The organism is Flavobacterium urocaniciphilum (genome assembly GCF_900110615.1).
Taxonomy (GTDB): domain Bacteria; phylum Bacteroidota; class Bacteroidia; order Flavobacteriales; family Flavobacteriaceae; genus Flavobacterium; species Flavobacterium urocaniciphilum.
On record NZ_FOEI01000003.1, the window covers coordinates 25,323 to 41,361 of the forward strand.

Annotated in this window: 8 protein-coding genes; 4 read left to right on the forward strand and 4 right to left on the reverse strand. The window is 30.6% G+C overall.

The window, feature by feature from the left end:
- Nucleotides 1-128: 128 nt before the first annotated feature.
- The 4 genes from BMY86_RS07010 to BMY86_RS07025 all read right to left on the reverse strand — a co-directional run bounded on the left by BMY86_RS07010 (nucleotide 129) and on the right by BMY86_RS07025 (nucleotide 8,898).
- Nucleotides 129-2,915, reverse strand: coding sequence for a PD-(D/E)XK nuclease family protein (locus BMY86_RS07010; protein ID WP_091466949.1), 2,787 nt, complete (start codon nucleotides 2,913-2,915; stop codon nucleotides 129-131).
- Between the two features lie 65 nt (nucleotides 2,916-2,980).
- Nucleotides 2,981-4,384, reverse strand: coding sequence for an OmpA family protein (locus BMY86_RS07015; protein ID WP_091466952.1), 1,404 nt, complete (start codon nucleotides 4,382-4,384; stop codon nucleotides 2,981-2,983).
- A gap of 115 nt (nucleotides 4,385-4,499) precedes the next feature.
- Complete coding sequence (gene kbl / locus BMY86_RS07020; protein ID WP_091466955.1) at nucleotides 4,500-5,693, reverse strand: glycine C-acetyltransferase; 1,194 nt, start codon at nucleotides 5,691-5,693, stop codon at nucleotides 4,500-4,502.
- Nucleotides 5,694-5,754: 61 nt separating this feature from the next.
- Entirely contained in the window at nucleotides 5,755-8,898 is a 3,144-nt protein-coding gene (locus BMY86_RS07025) for a UvrD-helicase domain-containing protein (protein ID WP_091466958.1), read from the reverse strand.
- 311 nt (nucleotides 8,899-9,209) lie between these two features.
- Between BMY86_RS07025 and BMY86_RS07030 the strand changes: the two genes are divergently transcribed.
- From BMY86_RS07030 to tyrS, 4 genes are all read left to right on the forward strand, one after another.
- Complete coding sequence (locus tag BMY86_RS07030; protein ID WP_091466961.1) at nucleotides 9,210-9,818, forward strand: superoxide dismutase; 609 nt, start codon at nucleotides 9,210-9,212, stop codon at nucleotides 9,816-9,818.
- Nucleotides 9,819-9,901: 83 nt separating this feature from the next.
- Nucleotides 9,902-12,136, forward strand: a complete 2,235-nt coding sequence (locus BMY86_RS07035) for a DUF5686 family protein (protein WP_143065618.1) — start codon at nucleotides 9,902-9,904, stop codon at nucleotides 12,134-12,136.
- Nucleotides 12,137-12,268: 132 nt separating this feature from the next.
- A complete protein-coding gene (locus BMY86_RS07040; protein WP_091466966.1) occupies nucleotides 12,269-14,683 on the forward strand; it encodes an efflux RND transporter permease subunit in 2,415 nt (804 codons plus the stop codon).
- A 6-nt stretch (nucleotides 14,684-14,689) separates the two neighbouring features.
- On the forward strand, nucleotides 14,690-15,988 hold the full coding sequence (tyrS, locus tag BMY86_RS07045) for a tyrosine--tRNA ligase (RefSeq protein WP_091466968.1): 1,299 nt from the start codon (nucleotides 14,690-14,692) through the stop codon (nucleotides 15,986-15,988).
- The last annotated feature ends 51 nt before the right edge of the window (nucleotides 15,989-16,039 follow it).

Genomic DNA, 16,039 nt, shown 5'->3' on the forward strand with positions numbered 1-16,039 from the left:
TTATTTTTTGCCACGAATTGACGAATATTAAATAAAAATCAACGATAATTATTCGAATAATTATCGACAAAGTCGATACGAATCAAAAGTTACAAAATAAAAAATTCGAGAATTCGTGGCAGAAAATATTAAATTACTTCCTTAAAAGAAACATCAGGATTTAAAATCTCTTGAATTAAAATTACTAATTCTTCTGTGAATAATTCTAAAAATTCTGGAGTAATAACCGTCTCAACATCTTTACTTCTTGGAGCTCCAAATGTAAAAGGCAAAAAGCCAGCTTTCATATTTTTAAAAGAAATAATTCCTACTTCTACATTATAATTACCTTTCCATTCACTTTTTTGAAACATTAGCGCATAACACAATAATTGAATGATTTTATCATTCGCTAAATCCAATGTTAACCCTTCAAAAGTGGCAATTTTTAATTTTTTGGCTTCAACTTTACCCGTTTTATAATCGATGATACGAATCGTGTTATTTCGCAATTCAATACGATCGACTTTACCCGCAATCCTTATAGGATAAGGTAAATTGGGATGTGTTATTTCTGCAGCATGTTCTTTTTCTAACGAAAGAATAAACAATTCGTCTCCATTTTCAAGATTTAGTTTTTCTTGAAGTAAGAAGTTATAAATATTACGTTTGGCGACTTCAAAAGCAATTAAATTCTTTCCTTTTTTAATTTCACCTTCTTTATAAACTTCAATGAATTTTTCCAATGTATATGCTTCGATATTTTGAATCATATTTTCAATATCAACCGTTTTAATTTGAATATTTTTTCCTTCAAAAGGTTGATACATTTTTTCTAATACTTCGTGAATAATTGTTCCTAAAGTATTCACCGCTACATTTTCTTCTACTTCTTCATTTTCACGAACACCTAAAATACGTTGATAATAAAACTGAATCGGATTTCGTAAATAATTCGTTAATGCCGAAGGCGAAAAACCTTTAACAGTTGCTATTTCTTTTAGTCGATTTAAAATGGATTCTGTTTTTACAATTTCAATTGGTTGATAAATCGTATCCGGTTTAATCGCATTGTAAAACACTTTTTTGAAATGATGATTAGGTAAATGTTCAATTTCTAATTGAGTAATAAAACGACTTTTCTCTCCAGCATCAATACCTTCAGAATGGGTGTTATAAAGTAAGTATATATTTTTGGCACGTTGTAACAAACGGTAAAAGTGATATGTAAAAATAGCATCACGTTCTTTGTAAGTTGGCAATCCTTTTTCTAATTTAACATCATATGGAATAAAAGAATTGTTTGATTTTCCTCCAGGTAATTTTCCTTCATTTAAAGAAGTAATAATTACGTTTTCAAAATCTAACACACGACTTTCCAAAATTCCCATAATTTGTAAACCTTGTAAAGGTTCACCTTCAAATGAAACTTGCGCTTGATCGATTACTTGTTTATAGATTGAAAAAAGAATTTCTAAAGTATCAATGTTTTGATAGGTTTCGTAATAATTTGAAATCTTTATAATGATGTTATAAATAGAAAAAACAAAAGCTTTGGTTACTTTATCTTGTTCGTTTTGATTATTCAAATGCTCTTTTATAAAAATTAAAATTGCCTTTAATTTATCAAGAATTTGAGTAATTGAACCTTGCCAATCAAAAAACAATAATGAAACTAAAGCATTGTTTTGAAGATTGTATCTAGTAAACAAATCTGTTAAACGCTTTTCAGTAATGAAGGTTAAATTGGAATTTTTGATGATTTTAACTACTTCATTGGCATTAACACTCGAAACCACTAATGGATTATTTAAAATTTCCAATACTTCTTTATAATAGAAAACACTTTGCTTTTGATTTCTTTTTTGAGCATTTAAATGCAAATTGAATAACTTGAAAATTAATATTTGTGCAGGATTATTTTTACTTGGATAACCCATTGTAATATTTAAATTTTCAACCTCAGCTGGTAATGAATTTAATAGTGGAATTAAAATATTTTCTTCACTTAATACTACAGCAGTATTTTGTAATGAAGAATTTTCTTGTGCTATTTTTTCAATTATTTTACCTGCAATTTTGGCCTGTCCAATTGATTTGGGAGTACCAATAACTTCAATATTTTTTTCCTTAGAAAATTCATTCATTACCCAATTAAATGGATTTGATTCAAAATGTTTCCAAGTTTTTTTAATCCTTCTTAAGAATAAACCAGCATCATGAAATTCATCTTTTAGAAAAACAGCATCAATATCCCAATAAACTTTTGCTTTATTGTTTTCCAATAAATGTTTAATAATAGTTTCTTCAGCATTGTTCAATGCATTGAATCCGGCAAATACATATGATTTGTTTTCTAATTGTTTTGTAAAACTTACAATATTTTCTGCTGATTTTCGATACAATAAACCTTGATAACCAACTTTTTTAAGGAGTAAATGCTGAGTGAATGTATCGTAATAAGTTGGTAATAATTTCCAAAATTCTAAATGATTTTCTACTAAAGCAGATTGATTATTTATATTGGGTGTCCAATGCTTAATACGTTCAATGTCCAATAAATAAGAAAATAATTCATTTTGATTAACTAGATAACGATCAATTTCATTAAAGTCTTGTAGTATAGTGATAGCCCAACTTGAAAATCGTTCAAAATCTTGTTGTTTTGATTGTTCTGTTAGTTCAAGATAAACAATATAAAATTCAAATAGGAGTTCAATATTTTCTAAAGCTCTTAATTGAGCTATTTCTTCAATTAGGCTTTCAATACTAATTATTTGAGGTGCTAAAAAGGTTTCGTTTGATTGTTTTTTTAATTCTTCTATTAAAAAAAGTTTAGCTCTTTTATTCGGTAAAACAATTGTTGTTTGATATAAAGATTCAGAACTATTGATTAATAATTCATTAGCTAATTGAGATAAAAAAGTTGCCTCCATGGCAATAAAGATAAAAAAAAGGCCTCAATAAATTGAGGCCTTTTAAGAATATTGTTAGAGAAAAATTATTTTACTAATTTAACTTCTACTCTTCTGTTTTGAGCTTTACCAGCTTTAGTTTTGTTAGAAGCAACTGGTTTAGTTTCTCCGTAACCTTCAGAAGTTAATCTGTCAGAAGCGATTCCTTTTTCAATTAAGTAATTTTTAACAGCAGCTGCTCTATCTTTAGATAATTGTAAGTTAGTAGCATCTTTACCGTCAGAATCAGTGTGACCTTCTAAAGCAAACTTAGCAGTTGGGTACTCTTTTAAGATAGCAGCCATAGCTTCTAATACAGGTAAAGTTTGTTTTTGGAAAGAAGATTTTCCTGTATCGAATAAGATTGTTTTAGCGTAATCATTTAATTTTTTCATTGTATCTTCTGATACTTCTGGACATCCGTTGTTAGCAACAGTACCAGCAACAGTAGGACATTTATCGTCTTTATCTAAAACTTTGTCACCATCTGTATCAGGCCATGGACAACCTTTGTTAGCTTTTTCTCCTTTGATTGTAGGACAAGCGTCATCTTTATCAGCAACACCGTCACCATCAGCATCTGGACATCCACCTAACACTGGTAAACCAGGTACATCGATACAAGCGTCATCTTTATCAGCAACTGTATCACCATCTTGGTCAGGACAACCATTCATTTCAACTGTTCCGAAATCATTTGGACAAGCATCAGCAGAATCTTGGATACCGTCTAAATCTGTATCAGGACAACCTTGGAATTGCTCTAATCCTGGTACATCTGGACAAGCATCTTCTTTGTCGATAATTCCGTCTCCGTCAGTATCTTTAGCACCAAATTGGAATTTTAAACCTGCATGGTGGAAAATATGAGTTGGAACGTCCATATCTGGAACTCTGTTGTCATCGAAACCATATTTTAAAGTAGATCCTAATGATAATGCTACATTTTTAGCAAACCATAAGTTTAATCCCCATCCTCCGTTTACTGTTCCAGCAGAAGCATCACCAAAGAAAGTGTAACCTCCTCCTAAATTTAAACTTGGGTCAAACCATTTAGATTTGATTAAATCTTTGAAGCTGTAAGAAATTGCTCCATCAATTCCGTAGTAGTTTAAATCTCCAGGATTTACTACAACGTGTGTATTCTCAGTTCCAGGTACATGCTCTACCCATTTTGAAATTTTGTTAAAAGACCCTGTTAACCCAAAGCTAAAGTTTCCTCCAACATTTCTTGCAACATTAACATAAGATACAGAAGGTACAATGTTAAAGTTACCACGTGGATTATACAATTCTTCAAATCTTAGGTGATCATTCCCTTTCATGCTTATTTTAGTGTCAACTGCGTTTACACCAAAAGATATAGCCCATGGGTTTGTGCTGTCTTGAGCATTAGCTGATAATCCAGCCAACAATAACGCCCCAGCAAATAGTTTGTTAAGATGTTTCATACTTTTTATTAAATTTAATTACAATGCGTTATAATATGAACAAAAGTAATATGTTTTTTGTAATTCACAAAACTTTTGTGCTTTTTTTCCTAATTAAAAGTTAATTAATGCTAAATTACTGAATAATATTTAATTTTTTTGCCACTAATGTAAAGGCAGCTATCGCCTTGTCTAAGTGTTCTTTAGAATGCGCAGCAGACAACTGTACTCTAATACGGGCTTTTTCTTTTGGAACTACTGGGAAGAAAAATCCAATTACATAAATTCCTTCTTTCAATAATTCATCTGCCATAATTTGCGATAATTTTGCATCATACAGCATAACTGGAACAATTGCAGAATCGCCATCAATAAAATCTAAACCAGCTTTGCGTAACCCTTCTTTAAAGTAATTCGTATTCCATTCTAATTTATCTCTTAATGAATTGTCTTTTTTCAATAACTCAAATACTTTTAAAGAAGCCCCAACAATTGCAGGAGATAATGAATTTGAAAATAAATATGGACGTGAACGTTGGCGTAAGATTTCAATAATTTCTTTTTTAGCCGTTGTATAACCTCCCATTGCACCACCTAAAGCTTTACCTAATGTTCCTGTAATAATATCTACACGACCCATGACATTTTTAGCTTCTAATGTTCCTTTACCAGATGCGCCTATGAAACCAGCTGCATGACATTCGTCTACCATTACTAAAGCATCATACTTATCTGCTAAATCGCAAATTTTATCTAAAGGCGCTACTAATCCGTCCATTGAGAACACACCATCCGTAACAATTAATTTAAAACGATGACCAGCTTCTGTAGCTTTAATCAATTGTTCTTCTAATTGTTCCATATTGTTATTATCATAACGGTAACGCGCCGCTTTACACAAACGAACACCATCGATAATTGAAGCATGATTTAAACTATCAGAAATGATACAATCTTCTTCACCTAATAAAGGTTCGAATACACCACCATTTGCATCAAAAGCTGCAGCATATAAAATAGTATCTTCTGTTCCATAAAAATCAGCAATTTCTGCTTCTAGTTTTTTATGAATATCTTGAGTACCACAAATAAAACGAACAGAAGACATTCCGAATCCATGAGAATCTAATGCGTCTTTTGCCGCTTGAACTACTTCAGGATGAGATGATAATCCTAAATAATTATTCGCACAGAAATTTAAAACTGTTTCTCCATTTACAATTATTTCAGCACCTTGAGGCGAAGTAATAATTCTTTCTTTTTTATACAATCCGTTTTGTTCAATAACATTTAATTCGTTTTGTAAATGCTCTTTAATTTTACCGTACATGATTTGTGTTTATTGTTTATGGTTTTAGGTTCGATGTTGAAACCTTTAATTTAATTATTTTTTACAAATGTATAATTTTTAATTCTTCTCCTATATATAGTAGTACTTTTTTACTCACTTTTAAATTCATTTTTTCAATAACTCGCACATAGTTTTCTATTTGCTTTTTATGCTTTTCTTCTGGCACACCCGTTTTATAATCAATTAAATAAGCTTCATTATTATGAAGAACCAAACGGTCTGGTTTTAAATTAATTTCATTTGGAGAAATAATATTGTGTTCTGTAAAAACAGTAAAATTCGGATTGAAAAAAGCTTCTAATTCTGGATGCTGAATAATTTGCTTGATCTTTTCTTCGAAAATAGTTTTTTCTGAAAATTGAATCAAACCTTCCTCCAAACTTTTAGTTATAGCTTCTTCTACATCGTTTGGCTTAATGATATACGATAATATCTGATGTAAAATATTTCCAAACTCAATCGCATCTTGTTGTGAAGTTCCCCACATTAATGCTTCTTTTTTTGCAATTTTTATGGAAGAAAAATCCAAAGCATGTTCTACCGTATGTATTTCTGCTTTATTATTTGAAAAGGATTTTGGTTGTGATAATCGTTTGGCATTTCCAAATACATATTCTTTTTGTTCAATTGAAAAATTAGCATTTTGTTCTAAGAAATTTATGAAATATGTTGCTAATGTTTTAGAAGTTGAAATTTTTCCTCCACTAATTATTTTATAACTACTTATGATATGCAATTGTTCCTCAGCACGTGTTAAGGCAACATATAATACATTAATAGTATCTAAAATTTCTTCTTGTGTTTTCGTTTGGTAAATTTCATTCGTCGCTTCATTGTACTTCTCTAACGCTTTATTCTGACTCACTAATGCTTGTGGTAAATCGATACTTTCGTCTTCTAAAGGAATCCAAACATCATTACCGCGAGATTTCAAATCGTCGTCTGCAAACGGATAAATCACCACAGGAAATTCTAATCCTTTCGATTTATGAATGGTCATAATTCGAATCGCTTTTTCTCCTTCTGGTGACGGTATACTTTTTTGAAATCCAGTTTTCTTCCAATAATCAAGAAAATCGGCAATACTCGTTTGAAATTTTACATTTCTTTCCAAAACCAAATCGAGAAAATACTGCACATATGAAATGGTTGTTTTTTCTTTTAAAAACACATGAGCAATATTTTCAACTGCTTCATATAATGATTTTTTTCTACAATTTTCAAAAGAAATCGAACAATCATACAGAGCCAAATAGTGTTCTAAATCCGTTTCCGATAAATCTTTAGCTTTTACAATAAATTCATGAATATCATTTTTAGCCACTTTTTCTTTTGCAACAAAATACAACCAATTTATTTTCGATTCCTGATTATTCGCACTGTCTAAATATTCTAAAAAGTTTATGATGAATTTTACTTCCGAAGCATTTTGAATTAACAATGTTTCGGAAGAAATAATTGGTATGTTTTTTTCCGTTAAGAAATTGGCCAACAAAACACCATTTCTCGTTTTTCGAGTTAGTAAAACGATGTCCGAATAATCAAAACCATTAGCAATAGATTTTTGAATAATCTCTAACGTTTTAGATAAATATTGTTTGTCTTTTTCTGTGATGGATTCGTCATCGGCAATCTCTTCAGTAATTTCAATATCATCATTTAAAAAGTTAATTGAAACCAATCCGCCTTGCTTCGTATTCACTTCTTGCATAGCAGTATTTAGATATAATTTTTTATAATCTTCGTTTGCAAATTCATCCGAAAGAAATTGAAAAAACTGATTGTTAAACTGGATAACTTCTGAAAAACTTCGGTAATTCTTCGGTAAATTTTTAACGGATTTTTCTTTGTTTGAAAACGGATTTACTGAATTACTTAAATCGATAAATTGTTCTGCTTTTCCACCGCGCCAACGGTAAATAGATTGTTTTGGATCGCCCACAATCATTAACGAACCTTGCGTTCCATCTAAATCTTCACTCGCCAATGCATTATCAATTAAAGGAATAAAATTTTCCCATTGCAATTGCGAAGTATCTTGAAATTCGTCAATAAAATAATGACGGTATCTGTCGCCCAAACGTTCATAAATAAATGGTGCAGGTTGGTCTTTTATTTCATCATGAATGATGGTGTTGAAATCGGAAATAGACAACACATTTTGATCTTCTTGTAGCTTTTTATATTCTTTATAGATGACTTTAATTAACGACAACGGAATCATGTTTTTGATAATCAAATCAAATAAGGCATTTTCATGTTTTGCACGGTAAATCAAAGCTAATTTTAACTTCCAAGATTTACTTAAAAATTTAACCGTTTCTGGTTGTTTTGATTTCGATGATTCTTTAATTTCTCTATCGTTTACAAAATCATAATCAGAAGCTTTTTCTTGAAATAAATTTACAACATGATTAAAAAAAGTTCCTCTATCAAAATCGTCTTTCGTTAAATTATTTGCTGTAAAATCATCTAAAATAAGTTTTGCATTTTCTTTAATTACATTTTTATTGTTTTCAACTTTCAGCTTTATTTTTTCTGAAATCTTAGCAAAATCATCAACCGTTTTATCGGCTAATTTTCCGAAATTAAAAAAATGTTCTTCGTTTAAAATTAACTTAGAAACCTTATATAAATCGACTGTAACATCCCAACTTTTATCGTCATCTGCTTTGTTTTTAGCAAAATTGACAAGAATATTGGTCAATTGTTCGTCTTCACCTGCTTTAGCAACAACAACATCAATGGCATTTTTTAGTAATTCATCTGTATCTAGTGTTACGTCAAAATTCGTAGGTAAATTCAAGTCGTGCGTAAACGTTCGAATGATTCGGTGGGTAAATTTATCAATCGTAGAAATATCAAAAGCAGCATAATTATGAATTAAGTTTTTTAATATTTTTCTCGATTTTACTTGTATAGAATGCACATCAAGTTTGATTTCAGAAGCAATTTCTTGCATGAAAGCTAATGTTTTATCTGAAACCTCATCTTCTGTAAAAGCAATTAAACTTTCTACAATTCGGCTTTTCATTTCTTCTACAGCTTTATTCGTAAACGTAATCGCTAGAATTTTTTTATAGGCATCATTAGAAGGAGCTTTTAACAAAATCTTCAAATATTCTTTTGTTAAAGTATAGGTTTTTCCAGAACCTGCTGAAGCGTTATACAATTGAAATGCCATAAATGGAAATGTTATTTATTTTTTAGCCACGAATTCACGAATGTAAAAATATCATTAAAAAAATTATTAATCGACATAGTCGATAATTATTCGAATAAAATTAAAAAAGGAACAGAAAAAATTCGAGAATTCGTGGCTACAATTTTGAATTCAAGAACATAGCCCTTTTACAAGCGAAGCATCTTCACTATAATCAAAAAAATCTATGAATCTATGTGTTAAATCAATTTCGTTTATGCCTTGTAAATTTTTATTTTCAAAGTTAAAGTTATAAATTTGAAAAAAATAATAATCATTTAAAATAGTATATCATGGCTTTTGAATTACCACAATTACCTTATGCATACGATGCATTAGAACCACATATTGATGCGAGAACTATGGAAATTCACCATACAAAACATCATAATGCTTATACAACAAATTTAAATGCTGCAATTGCTGGAACAGATTTAGAAAATCATTCTATCGATGCAATTATGGCTAATTTAGATATGAATAACATGCCCGTTAGAAATAACGGTGGTGGATTTTACAATCATAACTTATTTTGGACAGTAATGTCGCCAAATGGTGGTGGTTTACCAACAGGTGAATTAGCTGCTGCAATTGATGCTGCTTATGGTTCATTTGACAATTTTAAAGCAGAATTTTCTAAAGCTGCTGCTACACGTTTCGGTTCTGGATGGGCTTGGTTATGTGTGCAAAAAGGTGGAAAAGTTGAAGTTTGTTCTTCAGCAAACCAAGACAATCCATTAATGCCAGGAATTGGTTGCGGTGGTGCACCAATTTTAGGTTTAGATGTTTGGGAACACGCGTATTATTTAAACTATCAAAACAGAAGACCTGATTACGTTGAAGCTTTTTTCAATGTAATTAACTGGGACGAAGTTACAAGACGTTTCAACGAAGCGAAATAATTTTAGTTAAAAAACTATTAAAGCGTTCAAGAAATTGAACGCTTTTTTTATTATCTGTATATTTGCTTTAAATTTACTACTAAATGAGGATATTATTTTGGGTTTTGTTCATGTGTTCTTTTGGAGCTTTGGCTCAGAAGAATACTATAAAACAAGATGAAAATACTCAAAAATTACTAAGTAATATTATCCGAATTCAGAATAATAATAATTTAAAAGCGTTAGATTTTAGTTATTCTTTTTACGAAAAAGCCATCATTTCTGCACATCCTGATTCTATTTCTAGTTCAATAGATACGCTATTCAAAAACAAGAAAAAAACAAAATTTGTAATTGATTCTTCTAGTTATAAATTCAAAAAACTAATTACCAAACAACACATTTATCAAACCGAGAAAGTTTCCACTATTTCTGTACTTAAAGGCAAGAAAAAAGAAAATATTATTGGGTTAAAAATGGCTGGGTTAAAGCAACCGGTTTACGAATTATTGGGACAGGAATTCATGCCTTTTGATTTGAGTAAAAAACAATTGAAAATATTACAATTTACTTTTCAAAACCCTTTTACTGCTGAAGGTTCCAAAAAATACAAATTCGAAATTGTCGATACCATTCAAACTAAAAAAGGTAAAGAAATTGTATTACAATTTGAATCTAAAAAGAACATATTTAAAAATAAAATTACGGGTTCTGTTACCGTTCATTTACAATCTTTTTCTATCACTAAAAGTAATTTTTACATCAACAGTATCATCAATGTCAAAACAGAAACTATTTTTGGATGGTTTAATAATGGAAAATCGTGGTTTCCGGTTTCGCAGAGTTTATGGATTACCAAAGGGAAAGGGAAACACAATATTGATTTTTTAGGGGAAACCATTCAATTTGAAAACATGACCAATGGTTCATCTCGAAAAAAGTTTGACTATTCAAGTGATATATTCGTAAAAATAAACCGAAATTATTCTGATTATAATTTTTCTGAAAAACAAAAAAAACAACATTATCAAATTCAAATTGATAAAAGTGCTACCAAAGCCAATCCGGTTTTTTTCAATGCGATTGCTAACGACAGTATTGATTTTCGTTCTCAACATACCTATCAAACATTAGATAGTTTAGTAACTGCCACCAAAATTGAAAAGAAAATTTATTTTGGAAAAAAGCTAATTAACGGACAAATTCCTTTTGGATTTTTAGATGTTCGAGCGCGTGATATTTTCAAATATAATAATTATGAAGGTTTCCGTTTAGGACTTGGACTGTCTACTAATAACCGCTTATCACCTTATTTTAAAATTTTTGGATATGGTGCTTACGGAACCAAAGACGGAGTTTTTAAAAGTCAGTTTGGAAGTTCGTTCCGAGTTTCAAAAAACACCGACACTTGGATAACGGGTTCCTTTACAGACGACATAACCGAATTTGCCGATTTATCTTTATTAGCTGATAATAAGAGATTCAAATTATACGATCCACGACCGTTTAATATTTCTACGTTTTACAACCATCAATCGTATGAATTTACGTTTGAATCGAAATTTATTTCTAAAGTCGAAACCATATTTAACATCAATCGTTCTCGAATTAATCCGTTGTTCAATTACGAATTCGTTACTCCGAAAACAACTTATGATATTTACAGTTTAACGCTAGCCACTTTAAGTTTAGAATGGTCGCCAAAAAGTAAATTTTTACAAGCGCCTGAAGAAATTTTAGAAGTTGAAAAAGGGTTTCCAAAAGTGACTTTACAAATTGCACAAGCTATTCCGGATTTGATGAGTGACAATATTGAATTTACTAAAATTGACACTCGTATAAATTTTGAGAAAAAACATTTATCGGGTAGAAAAACCACTTTTTTACTACAAGCAGGAATTAGTTTAGGGAATGCTCCACTTTCCCATTTATATAGTGTTTCTCCGAACAATTTAGATAAAGAAGCGATTTTAAGACGCATTACTTTCGCTAATAAAACATCGTTTGAAACTATGTATTTCAATGAATTTTATTCGGATCGCTATTCGCTATTTCAAATTAAACATCATTTTAACAAATGGATGATTTCGAAAAGCATCAAACCTACTTTAGTACTAGGAACCAAACTCGCCTTTGGTAATTTATCCAACCCAGAAAATCATCAAGGTATTGTGTTTAAAACGATGGAAAAAGGTTTTTATGAATCTGGTTTCGAATTGCAAAATATCTTCAAAGGCTTCGGATTGTCTACGTATTACCGATATGGTCCGTATCAATTACCAAAATTCGACCAAAATTTAGCGATAAAATTATCCTTTACGTTGAATTTGGGGATTTAGTTAAAATAAACACTATCAATCTTGTCAACTTGAAAACTTATATGACTTATATGGTTAAAAAAACCATCTTTTTAACTCATTTTAAGACTATATTTCATCATAATTCTTACCTTTGCACACTAAATTTATATCATGACGAAGTGGCTAAACACCAGTTTTTGGAATTTTGTAGCGCGTACTCTTTTAAGAAATAGACATTGGGTAATTTTATTAATCGTTGCTTTTACCATTTTTATGGCTACGCAATGGCAATACATCCGTTTTACCCAAACTGAAGCGAATCTTTTACCAAACGACCATAAAGATAATATTGCTTACACTGACTTTTTAAAGAAGTTTGGTGAAGAAGGCAACGTTATTGTATTTGCTGTAAAAAGTGAGGACGTTTTTAAACCAGCAACTTTTAAAGCTTGGAACAACATGATGGCTTCTATTGCGAAAAACAAAGAAGTTGAAAATGTTTTGTCGTTTAATGAGATTTTAGATTTGAAAAAAAATGATTCGTTACAAACGTTTCAAACTCAAAAATTTATCGATCCCACTCAAATAGCTGATGCTGCTTATCTAAATAACAAAAAACACGATTTATTAAACAAAATGCCTTTTTACGAAAGCTTATTGTTCAATAAAAAAAGTGGAATTGTAAGAAGCGTTATTTATGTAAAAAAAGATATTGTAAACAAACCAGATCGTAAAGAATTCGTTTTAAATAAGTTAATTCCAGCCATTGATGAATTTAAGGCCAAGACTAAAACCGACATCAAAGTATCTGGAATGCCCTACATCAGAACGCTAAATGCCAAAGCAATTATTAGCGAAATTGGTTTGTTTATTGGTGCGACATTATTAGTAACATCGTTAATTTTCTATTTCTTTTTCCGTTCGTTCCGTACTACTTTAATGGCAGTTTTTGTCGTAATGATTGGAGTAATGTGGTCTTTCGGATTATTAGGATTGTTACGCTATGAAATTACGGTATTAACGGCTTTAGTTCCATCATTAATTGTAATTATTGGAATTCCGAATTGTATTTTCTTAACCAATAAATACCACCAAGAAGCTCGTGCTCACGGTAACAAAGCAAAAGGTTTACAACGTGTATTAACGAAAGTTGGAACCGCAACGTTTATTACGAATGTAACAACAGCAGTTGGTTTTGCTACGTTTATCATTACGGATAATAAATTATTACAAGAATTCGGAATTGTAACTTCAGTTAACATTATGTTACTATTCATTCTGAGTTTATTTGTGATTCCAATTTTTTTCAGTTTCATGCCAATTCCGAAAGCAAAACATTTAGAGCATTTGGAACGTGGATATTTGGTAAACTTTAAAAACTGGATCATCGACCAAGTAAAATACCATAATGTAAAAGTTTATTCAGTTGCAGTAGGAATTTTAATTATCGGAATCATTGGTGTGTACAAAATGAAAATCTCTGGAAGTATCTTAGAAGACATGCCTAAAAAAACAGCTTTCTTTGATGATATTCGTTTCTTTGAAAAAGAATTTAATGGCGTTTTACCCGTAGAGATTTTAATTGACACGAAACGTAAAAAAGGTGTCATGAAAGCTTCTACTTTGAAGAAAATGGATGAATTGCAACAAGAAATTGAAGCGATTCCAGAACTTTCAAAGCCTGTTTCAATTGTGAACTTAGTAAAATTTTCAAAGCAAGCGTATTATAACGGGAATCCAGCTTTTTATGATTTACCAAATTCACAAGAGCAAGCTTTTATTTTACCATATATAAAAAATTCATCAAAAGATAGTAAAAACAATCCGCTGAAAAGTTATGTAGATGATACGGGTCGTTATGCAAGAATTTCAACTTTTATGAAAGAAATTGGGACAGATGAAATGATTGAAGTTGAAGAAAAATTACAAGACCGAATTAATAAGTTATTTCCAAAAGAAAGATTTACAGTTACTATAACTGGAAAAGCATTATTATTCCAAAAAGGAACTGGTTATTTATTAGACAATTTAATTGAATCGTTAATTTTTGCATTAGCTTTAACAGCCGCTTTAATCTTTTTCTTATTCCGTTCGGTGAAAATGATTTTTGTAGCGTTAATTCCGAATTTATTACCATTACTTGCTACGGCTGGATTAATGGGATATTTAGGAATTCCGATTAAACCTTCTACTATTTTAGTATTCGGAATTGCGTTTGGTTTATCGGTTGATGATACGATTCGATTCTTAGCCCAATATCGCCAAGAATTAATTCGCAATAATTGGAAAATTAAAAAATCAATCTTCTCTACTTTAGATGAAGAAGGTCCAAGTATGTTTTATACTTCTTTTGTATTATTGTTCGGATTTTCGGTATTTACTTTATCGGAATTTGGAGGAACAGTAGCTTTAGGTGGTTTGGTTTCAATTACTTTATTATTTGGTATGCTAACCAATTTAATTTTATTACCAAGTTTGGTTTTATCATTAAACAGAAGTATTGCCAACCAACAAGAGTTGAAGGAGTTAACCATGGATGTATTAGAAAATAATGAAGACCCAGATGCTGAGGGTGAAAAAAAATAAATAATAATGAAGAATTTATACCAAGAATTACAATGGAGAGGCTTAGTACACGATGCTATGCCAGGAACAGAAGAACAACTTTTAAAAGAACCAACAGCTGTTTATATTGGATTTGATCCAACTTCAGATTCATTACATATTGGAAGTTTAGTGCCTATTATTTTATTGATGCACTTACGTAAATTTGGGCACAAACCTTTCGCTTTAGTTGGTGGTGCTACGGGTATGATTGGTGATCCATCAGGAAAATCGGCTGAAAGAAATTTATTAGACGAAGCGACTTTAAATAAAAATGTTGAAGGAATTAAACGCGTTTTATCTCGCTTTTTAGATTTCGATGCAACAGATGCACAAGCTCCTGTATTAGTTAACAATTACGATTGGATGAAAGAGTTTTCTTTTATCGATTTTGTTCGTGAAGTAGGAAAACGTATTACCGTGAACTACATGATGAGTAAAGATTCGGTTAAAAAACGTTTATCTGGAGAAGGTGAAGGAATGAGTTTTACAGAGTTTACGTACCAATTAATTCAAGGATACGATTTTTACCATTTACACAAACACCACAATTGTTTATTACAAATGGGTGGAAGTGATCAATGGGGAAATATTACTACTGGAACAGAATTAATCAGAAGAATGAATGTTGATTCTGAAACAGAAGGAAAAGCTTTCGCGATGACTTGTCCGTTAATTACAAAAGCAGATGGTTCTAAATTCGGAAAATCGGAAAAAGGAAATATTTGGTTAGATGCTGATAAAACTTCTCCATATGAATTTTACCAGTTTTGGTTTAACACTACAGATGTTGATGCAGAAAGATATATTAAAATATTCACGTTCTTAGATAAAGAAACCATTGACGCTTTATTAGCGGAACATGCTGAAGCACCACATTTACGTGCTTTACAGAAAAAATTAGCCGAAGAATTAACGGTTATGATTCACGGTGCGGAAGAACATGAAAAAGCCGTTTTTGCTTCTCAAGCTTTTTTTAAACCTACGGTTGACGATTTAAAACAATTGGATTTAAAAACGTTAGCCGATGTTTTCGAAAGTTTAGATCAAGCAGAAGTTTCATTAGCTGATATTGAAGCAGGTTACCCAATTGTTGATGCATTTGTTAAATCTGGATTTTTATCATCAGGTAACGAAACAAGAAGAGCGTTAAAAGACAATGCTATATCAGTGAACAAAGTAAAAGTAACGGAAGAATATGTAATTTCTAAAAACGATTTAATTGGAGATAAATTCGTGTTACTTCAAAAAGGAAAGAAAAACTATTATATTTTAAAAGTAGTATAAACTATTTTTAAACTAAAATTATAAAGCCGTTCTATTTATCTTAGAACGGCT

Bases quoted from the DNA above. Each gene is read 5' to 3' on its own strand.
- kbl (WP_091466955.1), bottom strand. From the start codon at position 5,693: ATGTACGGTAAAATTAAAGAGCATTTACAAAACGAATTAAATGTTATT.
- BMY86_RS07025 (WP_091466958.1), bottom strand. From the start codon at position 8,898: ATGGCATTTCAATTGTATAACGCTTCAGCAGGTTCTGGAAAAACCTAT.
- tyrS (WP_091466968.1), top strand. From the start codon at position 14,690: ATGAAGAATTTATACCAAGAATTACAATGGAGAGGCTTAGTACACGAT.
- BMY86_RS07040 (WP_091466966.1), top strand. From the start codon at position 12,269: ATGACGAAGTGGCTAAACACCAGTTTTTGGAATTTTGTAGCGCGTACT.
- BMY86_RS07010 (WP_091466949.1), bottom strand. From the start codon at position 2,915: ATGGAGGCAACTTTTTTATCTCAATTAGCTAATGAATTATTAATCAAT.
- BMY86_RS07030 (WP_091466961.1), top strand. From the start codon at position 9,210: ATGGCTTTTGAATTACCACAATTACCTTATGCATACGATGCATTAGAA.
- BMY86_RS07015 (WP_091466952.1), bottom strand. From the start codon at position 4,384: ATGAAACATCTTAACAAACTATTTGCTGGGGCGTTATTGTTGGCTGGA.
- BMY86_RS07035 (WP_143065618.1), top strand. From the start codon at position 9,902: ATGAGGATATTATTTTGGGTTTTGTTCATGTGTTCTTTTGGAGCTTTG.